The following is a 14,822-nucleotide window of genomic DNA, read 5'->3' on the forward strand; positions in this document are numbered from 1 at the left end:
TTGGATGGCATCGTTGGTGCTGGTCGTAGCGGTCACGCTCGGCGCGTTCGTGACCGCGGCCGGCGGCGACGAGTCCGGGACCAGCGTCTGGGAGCAGGCCGCCGGCCCGCTGCACTGGTTCTTCTTCGTCTTCGGCGTCCTGACCACTGCCACGGTCTTCCCGACCTATATCGGCTTCGGCGTCACCCGACGCCGGGTGCTCCAGGCCCTCGGAATCGGCGGTGGCGCCATCTCGGTGCTCCTCGCACTGGTGATCGCCGCCGGCTATCTGGTCGAGCACGCGATCCTCACCGGACGCGGCCAGGAACACCGGCTCCGCGGCGACCACCTATTCGACAGCGTCACCGAGCTGCACCTGGTGATGACCCAGTACGCCCTGCTCACAGCCGCGTTCCTGGTCGCGGGTTACCTGGTGGGGGTCGGCTACTACCGGTTCGGCGGCGGGCGGGGCACGCTCGCGCTGCCGCTGACGGTAGCGCCGATCCTCGTGGTGGGGGTGCTCTTCAGCGCCAACGACCTGGCTCTACTCCTACGGGGACCGGCCGGTGGCGAGCTGCCCTCCCCCCAGCTGGCTACCGCGGTCGGGCTGAGCCTGGCCACGCTCGCCGCCGCCGGACTCGGGCTCTGGCTACTGGCCCGCCGGGTCCCGATCCGTCCCAGGAGGCCAGCGTGAGCCGCGTACCGTTTCCCAACCCGACCGGGGCCGCCACCCGGCATCTGCTCCGGTTGACCGTGCCCTGGGTGGCCGCCGTCTTCGCGGTACTCAGCCTCGGCTACGCCGTCATCACAGTAGGAATCGCGATCTGGGGCAAACCCGAGCACAGTGTCTGGGCCTCGGTCCACTGGGTTGCCCAGTGGACCGGCTTCCCCGCCGGGATCTTCATCGGAGCCGCGATCCCCGTGCTCGTCGCCCATGGCGTCTCCCGGCACCACAGTGCGCTCGCGGCGGGCCGCGCGGCGCTGCTGATCGCCGCCGGCATGTCCGCAGCGGTGTGGGTCGGGCTGGTCGTCGAGTGGACGGCGCACCGAGTCGCTGGCCTGCCGCACCGGATCGACGGCTCCCACCTCTACGCCAACGTCGGCGAACTCCATCTGGTCTTCACCGAGTACTTCCTGATCTTCGCGGCGTTCATCGTCGCGGGGTGGCTGGTGGCGGCGGGCTACCTCCGGCTGGGCCCGCGCTGGGGCACCGTCGCGCTGCCGCTGACCTTCGCGCCGGGCCCGTTAGGACTGGCGGCGATCGCCGCCGGCTGGCGGGGCCCGGTCGATGAGGACTCGCCGGGCTGGGTGAGCACGGCCCACCCCCTCGCCGCCGTGAGCATCGCCGCCGCGGTGATGCTCGCCGGGCTGGCCGCCGCCTACCTGACCAACCGCCGCGCACCGATCAAGTAAGGAGCTGTCATGCCCGTCATCGAGGTCACCGAGTTGCGCAAACGTTACGGGGACACCGTTGCGGTCGCCGACGTATCGTTCAGCGTCGACGAAGGAGAGATCTTCGGAATCCTGGGCCGCAACGGCGCCGGCAAGACCACCACTGTGGAATGTCTCGCTGGCCTACGCCGGCCGGACGGCGGGAAGCTGGAGATCCTCGGCATCGACCCGCAGCGTGATCCGGCGGCGCTGCGCCCCGAGCTCGGCGTACAGCTGCAGCGCAGCCAACTACCGGAGAAGCTGAAGGTGTGGGAGGCGCTGGACCTCTACGCGTCCTACTACGACCAGCCGGCGGACTGGCGCGAGCTGCTCGACCTGCTAGGGCTGGCCGACAAGCAACACACCCGCTTCGCCCACCTCTCCGGCGGCCAGCAGCAGCGGTTGTCGATCGCGCTAGCGCTGGTCGGCAACCCCCGGATCGCCATCCTGGACGAGCTGACCACCGGCCTGGACCCGGTCGCCCGCCGGGACACCTGGGCGGTGATCGAGCAGATCCGCGACCGCGGCGTCACCGTGGTGCTGGTCACCCACTTCATGGCGGAGGCGGAGCGGCTCTGCGACCGGCTGGCGATCATCGACGCTGGCCGGGTGGTGGCGCTGGACTCGCCGGCGGGCCTGGTCGCCCAGGTCGACGCGGCGCAGCGGCTCCACTTCCGACTGCCCGCCGACGCCGACCCGCAGGTGCTGGCGGAGATCGAGCAGCTCTCGGCCGTCACCGAGGTGACCCGGACCGGCCGGCAGGTGATCGTCGCCGGCACCGGTGACCTGCTCTTCGCGGTCTCCCAAGCGCTGTCCTCGGCGCAGGTGACGCCGTCGGAGCTGCGAGTGGAGCAACGCTCACTCGACGACGCCTTCGTGGCGTTGACCGGACGCCCGCTCGACGCGGAGGAAAGCTCATGACGCTCGATATGCCATACCGCCCACAGCTGCGCGGCCGCAGCGCGCTCGCTGCCCTGGCCAAGACCTCGTCGGTGGAGACGAAGCTCTTCCTCCGTGACCCCGGCTCCTACTTTGTGTTCTTTTTCCCGGCCGGCCTGCTGCTGACGCTCGGCTGGGTCATGCCGGGTTTCCTGGAACCGGCGCAGGAGGCCGGCGGGCTCCGCCCGATCGATGTCTACGCGCCGGTGGCGGTGGTCGCCGGGATCGCGACCGCCGCCCTGCTCTCGGTGCCGACGGTGTTGACCGCCTACCGGGAGCGCGGAGTGCTGCGCCGGCTGGCCACCACCCCCGCCCGGCCATCGATGGTGCTCGCCGCCCAGTTGCTGGTCAACCTCGGCGCGGCGGCGGTAGCGGTGGCGCTGGCGATCGTGGCCGCGGCGGTGGTGTTCCGGGTCGATCCACCCGCGCAGCCGGCCGGATTCGCGGTGGCGGTGCTGCTGGGCACGGTGGCAGCGTTCGGGATCGGTCTGTTGATCGCATCGTTCCTACCTACCGCCCGGCTCGCCAACGCGGTCGCGCCGCTGGTCTTCTTCCCGCTGATGTTCTTCGCCGGCCTGTGGCTACCCGGGCCGATGATGCCGGAGCCGCTGCGCCGGATCGCCGAGTTCACACCGCTCGGGGCGATGGCGGAGACGTTCCACGACAGCTGGGGCGGCGCCTGGCCGAGCCTGATACACCTGGTGTCGCTGCTGGGCTACAGTGTGGTGACCGGGCTGCTGGCGATTCGGCTGTTCCGCTGGGAGTAGTCGCCGCCGGGCTCCGAGACCCGCCTCACACCTGCCGCTCGGGGCGCGGAAAACTCGGCGATCCGCTCCGTTAACCGCGGATTCGACGTTAGGCTGTTCAGAAGCACGTTACTGACCCTGGAACCTGGAGCCCTGGTGAAGCTATCCATCCTGATGCCGGTCTACAACGAGCAGGCGCACGTGGCCGAGGCCTTGAAGCAGACCCTCGCGGTGGATTATCCGTGCGACGTCGAGTTGATCGTGGTGGACGACGGTAGCCGGGACGGCACCGGGGATGTGCTGAACAACCTCGACGATCCGCGGGTGCGGGTCTTCACCCATCCGCGTAACCGCGGTAAGGGCGCGGCGATCCGCACCGCCGCCAACCAGGCCGAGGGTGACTATCTGGTCATTCTGGACGCCGACCTGGAGTATGACCCGCAGGATCTGCCGAAGCTGGTGGCCCCGGTGATGGACGGCCGGGCCCGGGTGGTCTACGGCAACCGGGTGTTCGGCTCCCACACCGCGTATTCGTTCTGGTATGTGATGGGCAACAAAGCGATCACTACCGCGGCGAATGTCTTCTACAACTCGTATCTGGGCGATCTGGAGACCTGCTTCAAGCTGATGCCGGTGCCGCTGTTCAAGTCGCTGAATCTGCGCTCCAAGGGCTTCGGCATGGAGGCAGAGATCACCGCCAAGCTGCTCCGGCGCAAGATCAAGCCGTACGAGGTGCCGATCAGCTACCGGGCCCGCAGCCGGGACGAGGGCAAGAAGATCACCTGGAAGGACGGTGTGGAGGCGCTCTGGATCCTGGGCCGCGAGCGCGTCCGCCGCCCCGCCCCCCGTCGTTGATCATGGACCTAGGTACATGATTCGGGCACTTTCCCGCCCCTAACCCCATGGTCAACTCGCTAGGGTGAGCAGTGAACGGCGCAGGCCGGCCGGGTCCAGGCCGTGCCACCGGGCGTGGTCGGCCGGCTCCCCGTAACGCCGCAGGTCACGGTCGCCCACCCCGAGCGCCAGCAGCCGGTGCGGCACCTCGGCCAGCGCCTCCGACACCAGCCGGGTCGAGGTGCCGGCGAGGTACGGCTCGACCAGCACCACGGTCGCCGGATCGCCGACCAGCGCCCGTAGCCCCGCGGCGTCGAACGGACGGGGCGTGTGGGTGTAGGCGACCGTGACATCGAGCCCGGTGATGGCGTGCAGCACCGGGTGCAGCATCGGCCCCACCGCGACGATCACCGGCGCGGCGGCTGAGCCGCGGTGGATCTGCTGCAGCCCCGCACCGAGGTACGGCAGGTCGTTGCGCTGGGAACTGAGCCGCAGATAGGTCCGGTCGGCCCGGCCGGCGGCGGCGCGCAGCAGCTGCTCCACCTCGGCCGGGTGACCCGGGGTGTGGACGGTCCAGTCGGTCAGCGTGTCCAGCAGCGCCACGTCGCCGGGCGACTGGTGGGTGCGACCCTCCTCGGCGGCGTCGTAGGAGGCGCCGATGCTCGCTACCACCGCACCCGCTGATTGATGGTCGAGATCCAGCTTGAGCTGCTCGTACACTCGGTCCACAATAAACGGCGCGTAGGAGTGGACGATCGGCCGTAAGCCGGTGAGCGCCAACCCACCGGCCGTGCCGATCATGAGTTGTTCGCGGATGCCGAGGTTGAACACCCGGCCCGGGGCGGCCTGCGCCGCGGCGGCGAAGCTGGCGACGCTGATCTCGCCGAGCACCAGCGCCACCCGCGGGTCGTCGGTGAGCAGCTCGGTGGTGGTGCGGATGAACTGGGTACGCATCAGTGGCTTCCCTTCGCTCGGGCACGGGCGACGACCAGGTGCGGCTGGCCGGGCCGGTGGCCGGTGAACGCGGCGGCGAGGGCGGCGTGGTCGTCCCCGGGGACCGTCGTCGTGCTCCAGCCGGCGGCGGCGAACAGCGGCGCCACCCCACCGGGCAGCGGGTGCGCGACGCTGCGGTTGTCGATCACCAGCACGGTGAGCGCGTCCAGCCCGACCGCGCCGGCGTAGTGGATCGCCTCATGGTTCGAGCCTTCGTCGAGCTCGGCGTCGCCGACCAGCACATAGACCCGTGGTTGGGCGCGACCCTGCGCCCGCAACCCCAGCGCCATCCCCACGCCGAGCCCGAGCCCGTGGCCGAGCGAGCCGGAGCCGATCTCCACGCCGGGAACCAGCATCCGATCTGGATGGTGACCGAGCCGGCTGTCCGCCTCGCCGAGGCCATCGAGCCAGTCTTCGGGGATGAAACCCTTCGCGGCGAGGACCGCGTAGTACGCCTGCGGGCCATGCCCTTTGGACACCAGGAACCGGTCCCGGTCCGGATGGTCCGGCTGCCCCGGGTCGACCCGCAGGATCCGGTCGTAGAGCACCCAGATCGGATCCAACGTGTCGTAGGCGCTCGGTTCGTGTTTCTCGTCGCCGGTCAACCTGGCCAACAGCGGCCGAAGCTGTTCGTACCCGGCGGGATTGCTGGTTGCCGTGGTCATACCAGCTAGTCTGTAACCTGAAGCGCACTTTAGGTCAAGGAGTTTCAGTGTTGTCGATCGGCGAGCTGTCGGCGCGCAGTGGCGTGGCGCCCTCCGCGCTGCGCTACTACGAGCGGCTGGGCTTGATCCACTCGAACCGCACCAGCGGCAACCAACGCCGCTACGAGCAGTCCCAGCTGCGTCGGGTGGCGTTCATCCGGATCGCGGCGCAGGTCGGGGTCTCGCTGGAAGAGATTCACGAATCGCTGCATTCCCTGCCGGAGCACCGCACTCCCAACAAAGCTGACTGGGAAAAGCTGTCGAAACACTGGCGCAGCCGGCTCGACGACCGGATTCTGCTGCTGCAGCGACTGCGCGACCAGCTGACCGGCTGTATCGGCTGCGGCTGCCTGTCGTTGAAGACCTGTGCGCTCTACAACCCCAAGGACCGGCTCGCCGACGACGGCCCCGGCCCGCGAATCCTGCTCGCCCCGGAGGAGTAACCACTCGGCCAGCGGGTAACTGGTTTCTCGCTCTAGTACGGTCAGTGGCGGGAGTGAGGGGGGATCGTGGCGCGAGGGTTGGGTTGGCTGCGCAGGCCACTGGTGTGGGCGGCGGTAGTGACCGCGCTGTGGATCATCGTGGGTGGCCCGCTCGGCAGCTACCAGGGGCGGCTGGCCGAGGTGCAGGAGAACGACACCGCAGCCTTCCTACCCGCCGACGCCGAGGCCACCCAGGTGGCGGAGCTAGACGAGGACCGCTTCGCCGGGGACGTACTGCCGGCGGTGGTGGTCTTCGAACGCGACGATGGCCTCACCGAGTCCGACCTGGCGGCGCTCACCGACCTCAGCGAACGGCTCGGCCAGCTTCCGCAGACCGACGGCGAGGTGTCCCCGCCGATCCCGTCCGACGACGGGGTGGCGGCCCAGGTGGTGGTGCCGCTGGCCGACAACGACCAGGTCAGCGACGCGGTTCAGGAGATCCGGGAGCTGGTCGGCGCTTCGGCGCCGGCCGAGGTCACCGCCTACCTGACCGGGCCGGCCGGGTTCGCCACCGACCTCGGCAGCGCCTTCGGCGACATCGACACGTTGCTGCTGGCAGTCACCGCGGCGGTGGTGGCGGTGATCCTGGTGATCGTCTACCGCAGCCCGATCCTGCCGCTGGTGGTGCTGCTCGGCGCCGGATTGGCGCTCGGCACCGCCTCGGCCGCGGTCTATGCCCTCGCCCGTGCCGACCTGATCCTGCTCAACGGCCAGAGCCAGGGGATCATGCTGATCCTGGTCTTCGGCGCCGCCACCGACTACGCCCTGCTGATGGTGGCCCGCTACCGGGAGGAGCTGCGCAACCACCAGGACCGGGTCACCGCGATCCGGGTGGCGTGGCGGCGGGCGGTCGGCCCGATCCTCGCCTCCGGGTCGACGGTGATCCTCGCGCTGCTGGCGCTGCTGCTCAGCGAGCTGAATTCGAACCGTGGCCTGGGGCCGGTGGCGGCGATCGGGGTGACCGCGGCGCTGCTGGTGATGCTCACCTATCTGCCGGCGATCCTGCTGGTGCTGGGCCGGGTCGGGTTCTGGCCGTTCCAACCCCGGTACGGCACGGCGGCGGCGGAACGCCGGGGCGCCTGGGAGTGGCTGGCGAATCTGATCGGCCGCCGGGCCCGGCTGGTGTGGGTGTTGACGCTGCTGGTGCTCGCCGGGTTCGCCGCGATGGCGCCGCAGTTCAAGGCCGACGGGGTGCCGCAGACCGAGTTCTTCCTGGGCGAGGTGGAGGCGGTCACCGGGCAGGAGGTGCTGGGCCAACACTTCCCGGCCGGGGCCGCGGCCCCCACCATCGTGATCGCCAACGTCGACTATGTCGACCAGGTGGTCGCAGCGGTGCAACAGGTGCCGGGGGTCGCCGAGGTCCGTCCCGACGCCGAGGACGGCGACCTGGCCCGGATCAGCGTGACGCTGGCGGAGCCGGCCGACAGCGAGGCGGCGATCGCCACCATCGACCCGCTGCGCGACGCCGTCCGCGGCGTCGACGGGGCGGAGGCGCTGGTCGGCGGGCAGACCGCGGTCGACGCCGACACCCGGGTGGCGGCCGAACGGGACCGCGCCGTAATCATCCCGATCGCGCTGGCGATCGTCTTCGTGATCATCGCCTGGCTGCTGCGGGCGGTGGTGGTCACGGCGCTGCTGCTCGCCTCGGTGGTGCTCTCCTTCCTGGCCACGCTGGGGGCCTCGGCGCTGGTCTTCAACCACGTCTTCAACTTCCCGGGCGCCGACCCGTCGGTGCCGCTGTTCGCCTTCATCTTCCTGGTGGCGCTCGGGGTGGACTACAGCATCTTCCTGCTCACCCGGGTCCGGGAGGAGGCCGGCAAGGTCGGCACCCGCGAGGGGGTCCGGATCGGACTGTCGGTGACCGGCCGGGTGATCACCTCGGCCGGGGTGGTGCTCGCCGCGACCTTCTCCGCGCTCAGCGTGATCCCGATCCTGTTTCTGGCCCAGATCGCCTTCATCGTGGCGCTCGGGGTGCTGGTCGACACCATGGTGGTCCGGTCGCTGCTGATCCCCGGGCTGTGCCACGACATCGGACGCAAGATCTGGTGGCCATCCCGGCCAGATTCGGGCCACGATCCCCACCGGAAGCTGGCGACCGGTCCGGGGCCCGATGATGGGTCACCCAGGCAGCAGTAGCACCTTGCCCAGGTGGGCATGGGACTCCACCAGCCGGTGCGCCTCGGCCGCGCGGGACATCGGCAGCCGCCGGTCGATCACCGGCCGGATCGAGCCGGTCTCGATCAACGGCCACACCTGCTCGCGTACCCCGTGGACGATCCGGGCCTTGTCGGCCAGCGGCCTGGCACGCAGCGTGGTAGCGGTGATCTGCGCCCGGGTGGTGAGCAGCTTCGCCAGATCCAGCTCCACCCGGCGGCCCCCTTGCAGGCCGATGATCGCCAGCCGGCCGTCCGGGGCCAGCGCCGCCAGGTTCCGCGGCAGGTAGGACCCGCCCATAATGTCGAGGATGACGTCGGCGCCCCGCCCGCCGGTCGCGTCCTTCGTCACCTCGACGAAGTCCTGCTCGGTATAGTCGATGGTCACCTCGGCCCCCAGCTCCCGCAGCGCGGCGTGCTTGCCGGCCCGGGCGGTGGTGACCACCCGGGCGCCCAGGGCGACCGCCAGCTGGATGGCGAAGGTGCCGATGCCGCTGCCACCGCCGTGCACCAGCAGCGTCTCGCCGCCCGAGAGCCGGGCCAGGTCGACCACGTTGGACCAGACCGTGCAGGCGACCTCCGGCAGCGCCGCCGCGTCGGCCACCGGCACCCCGGCCGGCGCCGGCAGCACCAGCTCCGCCGGGACCGCCACCCGCTGGGCGTAGCCGCCGCCAGCGAGCAGGGCGCACACCTCATCCCCCGGCTGTACGCCGGTGCCCCCGGCTCCCACCTCGGCAACTACTCCGGCGCACTCCAACCCCAGGTACGGCGGGGCGCCGGCCGGCGGCGGGTAGTGGCCCGCCCGTTGCAGCAGGTCGGCGCGGTTGACCGCGCTCGCCGCCACCTCGATCAGCACCTCACCCGGCCCCGGGACGGGGTCGGGCACCTCGGTCCACCGCAGCGCCTCGGGGCCGCCGGGCTCGTCGATCGTCACCGCGTACATGCGGGCCAGTCTCCCTCACTCCCAGCTGGCGGCGGCGGGGAGCCGAACCCCCACGGTCAGGCCACCACCCTCACGCGGGGTTGCCGTCACCTCGCCGCCGTGCGCCTGGGCGACCGCCCGGGCGATCGACAGGCCCAGACCCATGCCTCGATCCTGGCCGCCGCTGGTCACCCGGTCTGCCGCCGAGGCCCGCCGGAACGGTTCGAACAGCACCGGGACCTCGTACGCGGGTACGACCCGACCGGTGTTCGCCACCGTGACGGTGGTGTACCCGTCCTCGACTCCGGTCGCAGCCGATAGCCAGCCGCCGTCCTGCAGGTTGTGCCGGACCGCGTTCTCCACCAGGTTGTGCACCAGCCGCTCCAACAACACCGGATCTCCGGTGGTCTCGGCCGGTCGGAGCTCCTGGATCACCTCGACTCCAGACCCGCCGACCGGGTCCAGCGCGTGTGCCACCACCTCGGCGAGATCCACCGGGGACCGCTCCACCACCCGGTGTTCGGATTCGGCGAGGATGAGCAATCCGTCGATCAGCCGCTCGTGGCGGGCGTTCACCACGAGCAGCGACTCGCCCAGTTCCCGCACCTCCTGCGAGGCGTCTGGTCGGGTGATCGCCAGCTCCAGCAGCGCCCGGTTCACCGCCAGCGGGGTGCGAATCTCGTGCGAGGCGTTCGCGACGAACCGACGCTGCCCGTCGAACGACCGGTCCAGCCGTTCCAGCATCAGGTCGAAGGTGTCGGCCAACTCGCGCAGCTCATCGCGTGGGCCGGTAGACCCGATCCGTTCTCGCAGGCTGTGGCCGGGGCTGCCGGTGGCGATCCGGCGGGCGGTAGCGGTGATGCGGTGCACCGGGGTCAGCACCCTACCGGCCACCACCCAACCCAACCCGATCGCCACCAGTCCCACGGCCGCCAGCGCAGCGGTGCCGTAGATGAGCAGGGACCGCTGGGCTTCGGCCTGGGCCTGCGCGTTCTGTAGATCTTGGGCGAAGCGTACGGCCTCGGCCAGTTTCACTCCCTGGTCGACGGTCTCCGCCGACCCCACGCGGTAGGCATCCTGCGACGTCGCCACCGTCAGCCGGTCCGCCAAGCTGTGCGCCACCAGCAGGTAGGCCACCCCTAACAGGAGGGCCCCAGCAAGCAGAAACAGCCCGCCGTACACCAGGGTCAGCCGCGTCCGAATCGTCAACCGTTTCATCGCAGCCGATACCCCACTCCGGTAATCGTCTCCACCAACGGTGGCTCGCCTAGTTTGCGTCGCAACTTCATCACGGTCACCCGAACCACATTGGTGAACGGGTCGATGTGCTCGTCCCACACTCGCTCCAGCAGCTGTTCGCCCGAGACCACCGCCCCGTCGGCGCGGAGCAGCTCGGCCAGGACCGCGAACTCCTTGCGGGACAGCTGCAGCCTGGTAGTGCCCCGGTGCGCTTCCTGGCGGCCCGGGTCGAGCCGGATTCCGCTCCGATCCAGTACCGGCGGCGCCGCAGGTAGGGTCCGCCGGGCTAGGGCGTGTACCCGGGCCGCCAGCTCCACGAAGGCGAACGGTTTGGTGAGGTAGTCGTCGGCGCCGATCGCCAACCCAGCCACCCGGTCCCGCACGGCCGTGGCCGCGGTCACCATCAGCACCCGGGGCGGTGCGGCGACCTCGGTGACCGCCCGGCACACCTCGTCGCCGTGCACCACCGGCAAATCCCGGTCGAGCACGACCACGTCGTACTCGTTGATCCGCAGCCGCGACAGGGCATCGTCACCGTCGTAGGCGACGTCGACTGCGAACGCCTCCCGGCGTAGCCACTCCGCGATCGCGTCCGCCAGCAGCCGTTCATCCTCTGCCACCAGCACCCGCATCTCCACCTCCGGTATCGCACTCCGCCCGCCCTATCCTGGACCGGCGGGCATAACGTCGGCGTAACCGTCGGCCAGCGGCCACCGGGAGCCCACGTTCCTGAAGTCGCCCGTTCGAGTGACGAGGAGTGAGGTTTGGCGGTGGTGTCGCCAGGACCACCAGACGCATCCCCAGAGATCCGTACCAGCATCGCCGCGTCGTTACCGAATCAGCTTGAATCTCGCCCGCCGACGAGCGGGTTACGGACGGGCAGGTCGGGAAACCGGCCGAAGTCCCGGTCCGCGCTCCAGAACTCCCGGACGCCGTGCAGGCGGCACAGCGCGGCGACCCGGGCATCATGCACCATCGGGCCGCGTACCTTGCCGGATTGCAGCATCGAGCGAAGCTCGGACCAGTAGCTGCCCGCCTCGTGCAGCAACACCAGCGACGGGGAGCCCAGCCACGCGTCCAGCTGGGTGATCGCCTCGTCGGAGGTGCTCGGCGGGTCGTAGATCCGAGGGTGGGTGGCGGTCGAGTAGAACTCGTGGATGCACGGCCACGGGATCGCCCACGCCGCCGGTGACTCGGCGAGCCCGCGGACCAGTTGCGCGGCCGGCTCATGGAACGCCGAATCGCGCCTGTGCGCGTAGACGAGCAGGTTCGTGTCGAGGGCGATCACGCGCGGTCGCCGTAGATGGCGGCGCGGATCTCGTCCCAGCTGGCGTCCTGAAACTCCGGCCGCAGCCCGGCACCGTCGACGGAGGCGTCGGGCAGACGGAATCGAGCACCGGCGCGACGCCCCGCCAACGCCGCCCGCAGCCCGTCTTCGACCAGCGCCCGCAGGGTCGTGCCCTCGGCGCGCGCCACCTCCTGAGCTTCCTGCACCAGCGGGTCGGGCAGCTCCACGGTCGTCTTCATATGGCTGAGAATACCACTCCTCCCGTACTCCCGTACTCGGTGCGATTGCTCGCCGTCATGCCGTTCGTTCCTCGCTCAGTTGGGGGTCGGCCGGAGCCGGCTCGGTGGGCAGCGCGCGGGTCGTGCGCAGTGGGGAGAGCAGGACCGGCAGGAACGCCAGGCACTTGCCGATGCCGAGGACCAGCAGCGCGGCCCGCACTCCCAGCAGCTCACCGAGCACGCCGGCGAGCAGCGCGCCGACCGGCATGGCGCCGAAGACCAGGAACCGGATGGTGCGTTCATCCGGCCCAACAGCTGGTCGGGCGTGACCGCCTGCCGGAAGCTGACCTGGGTGACGTTGTAGACGACAATGCCGATCGAGGTGACGAAGCCGCCGGCGGCTGCCAGCCACAGCCGCCAACCGGGCTGTGCGACCAGCGGCATCAGCAACACAAACGGGCTGGTGAGCAGGACCGAGAGGCAGATCGCCGGGCCCTGGCCGAGCCAGCGCGCGACCGGGCGGGCCAGCAGCCGAAGCGGATCGCGACCAGGTAGAGCTGGCCTATGGTCAGGGCGCTGGCCCGGCGGGACCGCCGCCGCGAGCGGTGGCCGCCAGCGAGCCCGACCCGTAAGGTAATCGACAACCCGAGAGCCGGAGGTGGACAATGTGGCCCTGGCGCAAGCGCGACCGCGGCGCCGACAGCAGCTACCGGGCACCCGACCGGCAGGTCGCCAACGGCTTGAAGCTCTGCCAAAAGGGCAAGCTCGCCGACGCCCTGCCCCTGTTCGAGCAGGCCGCCGCGGCATACCGGACGATCGGCGAGGAGCAGACCGCGCCCGAGGATCGCGCGGTCGCCGCCCGCCGGGTCGCGAACGCCCTTCGACTCGTCGGCAGAGTCCGCAATGACCTCGGCCGCTATGACGAGGCCACGGCCCCCGGCCGGGACGCGGTCAACCTGCTGGGCCAGCTCGCACCGGGTCAGGACGCGGCGACCATCGCGCGCGACCACCCCGAGCTCGCCGCCGAGTTCGCCGCCGCCGCCGAAGACCTCGCCCGCTCCGAGAGCAACCTGTTGGTGGTCGTGGCGAAGCAGGGGCTGGCGACCGACGAGCGGGCCACCCAGGCGCTACAGGCGGCGCACATCGCGCTCCGGTTCCGGGAGTCACTGGTGGACCACGACGACCCCACGACGTGGCCCCCGCTCGCCAGTGCGCTGCTCCAGGCCGGGCACGTCGAGCTGCTGCTCACACAGGAGTCGGCCGTCCCAAAGATCACCCGGGCAACCGGCATTCTGCTGGCCGCCGACGACGCCCCGTTGAAAGAGCGGGCGATGCAGGCGCTACAGCTCGCCGAGCGCGTCTTCTCTCCGCAGCTGATCGCCGCCCACCCCGTCGCCGTCGACCCGCGCCGCGCACTCCAACAACCCACGCCCTGAGGTTGACGGACCAGCCCGCAGGAGCCGGTCCGATTATCACCCGAACGGGCACGGGGTCTTTGGTCCCGGGGATGACCGGGACCAAAGACCCCACCCGGACCACCCGTCACGGTGCGACCATGCCGCCATGGCGGAAGTAGGAAACGCCGGGCAGGCACTGCTCGGGCTCGCCGCCCGCGCAGTACTCGCCGGAGTGTGGCTCTACGCCGGCCTGAACAAGGTGACCGATCTGGACGGTTCAATCCGCGCCGTCAAGGCGTACGAGCTGCTGCCCTCCGCCGCCGCCGAGCTGGTCGGCGCGGCGCTGCCGCTGGTCGAGCTGGCGCTCGCGGCGCTGCTGCTGCTCGGGCTGGCCACCCGGCTCGCCGCGGCGACGTCGGCGCTGCTGCTGACCGGGTTCGTCATCGGGGTGGCGGCCGCCTGGGCGCGGGGCCTGCAGATCGACTGCGGCTGCTTCGGCGGCGGCGGTGAGCTCGCCGCCGACCAGGCCACCAACTACGGCACGGTGCTCGCCCGGGACGTGCTGTTTCTGCTGGCCGCGGCGTGGCTACTGTGGCGGCCGGTCACCCGCTGGTCGGTCGACGCCGCCCTCGCCCGGCGTACCGGACAGCGCTGACCCGTGGCCCGCAGCCGCGGCTCCGGTTAGGGTGGAGCGCCACAGCCCGCGAACAACGGAGGTGGCCGATGTGGCCGTGGCGCCGACGCGCGGACCCGCCACCACCAGAGCCCGCCGAGGAGCTCTACGAGGCTGCCGACCTGCAGGTCGCCCAGGGCGTCGAGCAGTGCAGCCAGGGTCAACTGGCGGACGCGGTGCCGCTGTTCGCCGCCGCGGCGCACGCCTACCGGCAGATCGGCGACGCGCAGGCGGACCCGCGCGAGCGGGTGCACACGGTGACCCGGCTCGCCTCGGTGCAACAGCTGACCTGCAAAGCACTCAACGACCTCGGCGAATACGACCAGGCCGTCGATGCCGGCTGGGAGTCGGTCCAGCTGCTCGACCAGCTCCTGCCCGACAACCAACCCGCCGAGATCGCCCGCACCGCCCCCGACCTGATGGCGGAGTACGCGACCTCGCTCGACGACCTCGCCCGCGCCGCCGGCAACGCCATGGTCACCGCGGCGCAAGCCGAAGCCCTCACCGAAGAGGTGGTCACCCAGGCCCTCCGCTTCGGCAAGGCCGCCCTCGGGCTCCGAGAAGCGCTGCTCGACCGGGAAGCGTCGGCGACCTGGCATGCGCTGGCGAACGCGCTGCTCCAACTGGGCCACGTCGAACTCCTACTCGAACAGGAATCGGCGGTGCCGCGGATCACCCGCGCCAACGGCATCCTGCTCGGCGCAGAGCCGGACGACCCGCTGCGGGCACGAGGGCTGCAGACCCTGAAGCTCGCCGATCAGCTGTTCCCGGAGGCGGTCGCCCGCAACCCGATCGCCATCGACCCGCGCGACGCGCTCTGACCG

18 protein-coding genes are annotated in these 14,822 nt (G+C 70.9%); 10 read left to right on the forward strand and 8 right to left on the reverse strand.

Going from position 1 to position 14,822, the window contains the following annotated elements:
• Nucleotides 1–4: 4 nt before the first annotated feature.
• The 5 genes from JQS43_RS23410 (at nt 5) to JQS43_RS23430 (ending at nt 3,950) form a co-directional block, all read left to right on the forward strand.
• On the forward strand, nt 5–673 hold the full coding sequence (locus JQS43_RS23410; RefSeq protein WP_239676517.1) for a hypothetical protein: 669 nt from the start codon (nt 5–7) through the stop codon (nt 671–673).
• Nucleotides 670–1,392, forward strand: coding sequence for a hypothetical protein (locus tag JQS43_RS23415; protein ID WP_239676518.1), 723 nt, complete (start codon nt 670–672; stop codon nt 1,390–1,392). Before JQS43_RS23410 ends, JQS43_RS23415 begins: the two co-directional genes overlap by 4 nt.
• 9 nt (nt 1,393–1,401) lie before the next feature.
• Nucleotides 1,402–2,331 (forward strand): ABC transporter ATP-binding protein, encoded by a 930-nt coding sequence (locus JQS43_RS23420; RefSeq protein ID WP_239676519.1) that lies wholly within the window; start codon nt 1,402–1,404, stop codon nt 2,329–2,331.
• Complete coding sequence (locus JQS43_RS23425) at nt 2,328–3,116, forward strand: ABC transporter permease (protein WP_239676520.1); 789 nt, start codon at nt 2,328–2,330, stop codon at nt 3,114–3,116. The genes JQS43_RS23420 and JQS43_RS23425 overlap by 4 nt, the downstream gene beginning before the upstream one ends.
• A gap of 135 nt (nt 3,117–3,251) precedes the next feature.
• Nucleotides 3,252–3,950, forward strand: a complete 699-nt coding sequence (locus tag JQS43_RS23430) for a glycosyltransferase family 2 protein (protein ID WP_239676521.1) — start codon at nt 3,252–3,254, stop codon at nt 3,948–3,950.
• A 51-nt stretch (nt 3,951–4,001) separates the two neighbouring features.
• Here JQS43_RS23430 and JQS43_RS23435 read toward each other — a convergent pair whose 3' ends face one another.
• Nucleotides 4,002–4,883 carry a transketolase family protein gene (locus tag JQS43_RS23435; RefSeq protein WP_239676522.1) on the reverse strand — a complete coding sequence of 294 codons (882 nt, stop codon included), beginning with the start codon at nt 4,881–4,883 and terminating at the stop codon, nt 4,002–4,004.
• The gene (locus JQS43_RS23440; protein WP_239676523.1) at nt 4,883–5,587 is read right to left on the reverse strand and encodes a thiamine pyrophosphate-dependent enzyme; all 705 of its coding nucleotides are present in this window, start codon (nt 5,585–5,587) and stop codon (nt 4,883–4,885) included. The genes JQS43_RS23435 and JQS43_RS23440 overlap by 1 nt, the downstream gene beginning before the upstream one ends.
• 47 nt (nt 5,588–5,634) lie before the next feature.
• On the opposite strand from JQS43_RS23440, the gene soxR reads away from it, so the two are divergent.
• Nucleotides 5,635–6,069, forward strand: a complete 435-nt coding sequence (gene soxR, locus JQS43_RS23445) for a redox-sensitive transcriptional activator SoxR (protein ID WP_239676524.1) — start codon at nt 5,635–5,637, stop codon at nt 6,067–6,069.
• Between the two features lie 66 nt (nt 6,070–6,135).
• Entirely contained in the window at nt 6,136–8,244 is a 2,109-nt protein-coding gene (locus JQS43_RS23450) for an MMPL family transporter (protein ID WP_239676525.1), read from the forward strand.
• Here the strand turns inward: JQS43_RS23450 and JQS43_RS23455 are convergent.
• The 6 genes from JQS43_RS23455 to JQS43_RS23480 all read right to left on the reverse strand — a co-directional run bounded on the left by JQS43_RS23455 (nt 8,227) and on the right by JQS43_RS23480 (nt 12,196).
• A complete protein-coding gene (locus JQS43_RS23455; RefSeq protein ID WP_239676526.1) occupies nt 8,227–9,204 on the reverse strand; it encodes an NAD(P)H-quinone oxidoreductase in 978 nt (325 codons plus the stop codon). The genes JQS43_RS23450 and JQS43_RS23455 overlap by 18 nt on opposite strands.
• Nucleotides 9,205–9,219: 15 nt before the next feature.
• Nucleotides 9,220–10,401 carry a sensor histidine kinase gene (locus JQS43_RS23460; RefSeq protein ID WP_239676527.1) on the reverse strand — a complete coding sequence of 394 codons (1,182 nt, stop codon included), beginning with the start codon at nt 10,399–10,401 and terminating at the stop codon, nt 9,220–9,222.
• The gene (locus JQS43_RS23465) at nt 10,398–11,054 is read right to left on the reverse strand and encodes a response regulator transcription factor (protein ID WP_239679553.1); all 657 of its coding nucleotides are present in this window, start codon (nt 11,052–11,054) and stop codon (nt 10,398–10,400) included. Before JQS43_RS23465 ends, JQS43_RS23460 begins: the two co-directional genes overlap by 4 nt.
• A gap of 206 nt (nt 11,055–11,260) precedes the next feature.
• Nucleotides 11,261–11,710, reverse strand: coding sequence for a type II toxin-antitoxin system VapC family toxin (locus JQS43_RS23470; RefSeq protein WP_239676528.1), 450 nt, complete (start codon nt 11,708–11,710; stop codon nt 11,261–11,263).
• On the reverse strand, nt 11,707–11,949 hold the full coding sequence (locus JQS43_RS23475) for a type II toxin-antitoxin system VapB family antitoxin (protein ID WP_239676529.1): 243 nt from the start codon (nt 11,947–11,949) through the stop codon (nt 11,707–11,709). Before JQS43_RS23475 ends, JQS43_RS23470 begins: the two co-directional genes overlap by 4 nt.
• A gap of 55 nt (nt 11,950–12,004) precedes the next feature.
• Nucleotides 12,005–12,196 (reverse strand): hypothetical protein, encoded by a 192-nt coding sequence (locus JQS43_RS23480; RefSeq protein ID WP_239676530.1) that lies wholly within the window; start codon nt 12,194–12,196, stop codon nt 12,005–12,007.
• A 397-nt stretch (nt 12,197–12,593) separates the two neighbouring features.
• On the opposite strand from JQS43_RS23480, the gene JQS43_RS23485 reads away from it, so the two are divergent.
• The 3 genes from JQS43_RS23485 to JQS43_RS23495 all read left to right on the forward strand — a co-directional run bounded on the left by JQS43_RS23485 (nt 12,594) and on the right by JQS43_RS23495 (nt 14,819).
• Nucleotides 12,594–13,364 carry a hypothetical protein gene (locus JQS43_RS23485; protein WP_239676531.1) on the forward strand — a complete coding sequence of 257 codons (771 nt, stop codon included), beginning with the start codon at nt 12,594–12,596 and terminating at the stop codon, nt 13,362–13,364.
• Between the two features lie 127 nt (nt 13,365–13,491).
• Nucleotides 13,492–13,980: a MauE/DoxX family redox-associated membrane protein gene (locus JQS43_RS23490; RefSeq protein ID WP_239676532.1), complete on the forward strand. Its 489-nt coding sequence runs from the start codon at nt 13,492–13,494 to the stop codon at nt 13,978–13,980.
• Nucleotides 13,981–14,048: 68 nt separating this feature from the next.
• Nucleotides 14,049–14,819: a hypothetical protein gene (locus JQS43_RS23495; RefSeq protein WP_239676533.1), complete on the forward strand. Its 771-nt coding sequence runs from the start codon at nt 14,049–14,051 to the stop codon at nt 14,817–14,819.
• Nucleotides 14,820–14,822 lie beyond the last annotated feature (3 nt).

The sequence above is a fragment of the Natronosporangium hydrolyticum genome (assembly GCF_016925615.1).
GTDB lineage: Bacteria > Actinomycetota > Actinomycetes > Mycobacteriales > Micromonosporaceae > Natronosporangium > Natronosporangium hydrolyticum.

Coding starts and splice junctions, on each gene's coding strand:
- JQS43_RS23420 (WP_239676519.1), top strand. CDS start 1,402: ATGCCCGTCATCGAGGTCACCGAGTTGCGCAAACGTTACGGGGACACC.
- JQS43_RS23425 (WP_239676520.1), top strand. CDS start 2,328: ATGACGCTCGATATGCCATACCGCCCACAGCTGCGCGGCCGCAGCGCG.
- JQS43_RS23475 (WP_239676529.1), bottom strand. CDS start 11,949: ATGAAGACGACCGTGGAGCTGCCCGACCCGCTGGTGCAGGAAGCTCAG.
- JQS43_RS23495 (WP_239676533.1), top strand. CDS start 14,049: ATGTGGCCGTGGCGCCGACGCGCGGACCCGCCACCACCAGAGCCCGCC.
- JQS43_RS23465 (WP_239679553.1), bottom strand. CDS start 11,054: ATGCGGGTGCTGGTGGCAGAGGATGAACGGCTGCTGGCGGACGCGATC.
- JQS43_RS23440 (WP_239676523.1), bottom strand. CDS start 5,587: ATGACCACGGCAACCAGCAATCCCGCCGGGTACGAACAGCTTCGGCCG.
- JQS43_RS23490 (WP_239676532.1), top strand. CDS start 13,492: ATGGCGGAAGTAGGAAACGCCGGGCAGGCACTGCTCGGGCTCGCCGCC.
- JQS43_RS23410 (WP_239676517.1), top strand. CDS start 5: ATGGCATCGTTGGTGCTGGTCGTAGCGGTCACGCTCGGCGCGTTCGTG.
- JQS43_RS23435 (WP_239676522.1), bottom strand. CDS start 4,883: ATGCGTACCCAGTTCATCCGCACCACCACCGAGCTGCTCACCGACGAC.
- JQS43_RS23485 (WP_239676531.1), top strand. CDS start 12,594: ATGTGGCCCTGGCGCAAGCGCGACCGCGGCGCCGACAGCAGCTACCGG.
- JQS43_RS23455 (WP_239676526.1), bottom strand. CDS start 9,204: ATGTACGCGGTGACGATCGACGAGCCCGGCGGCCCCGAGGCGCTGCGG.
- JQS43_RS23480 (WP_239676530.1), bottom strand. CDS start 12,196: ATGCCGGTCGGCGCGCTGCTCGCCGGCGTGCTCGGTGAGCTGCTGGGA.
- JQS43_RS23460 (WP_239676527.1), bottom strand. CDS start 10,401: ATGAAACGGTTGACGATTCGGACGCGGCTGACCCTGGTGTACGGCGGG.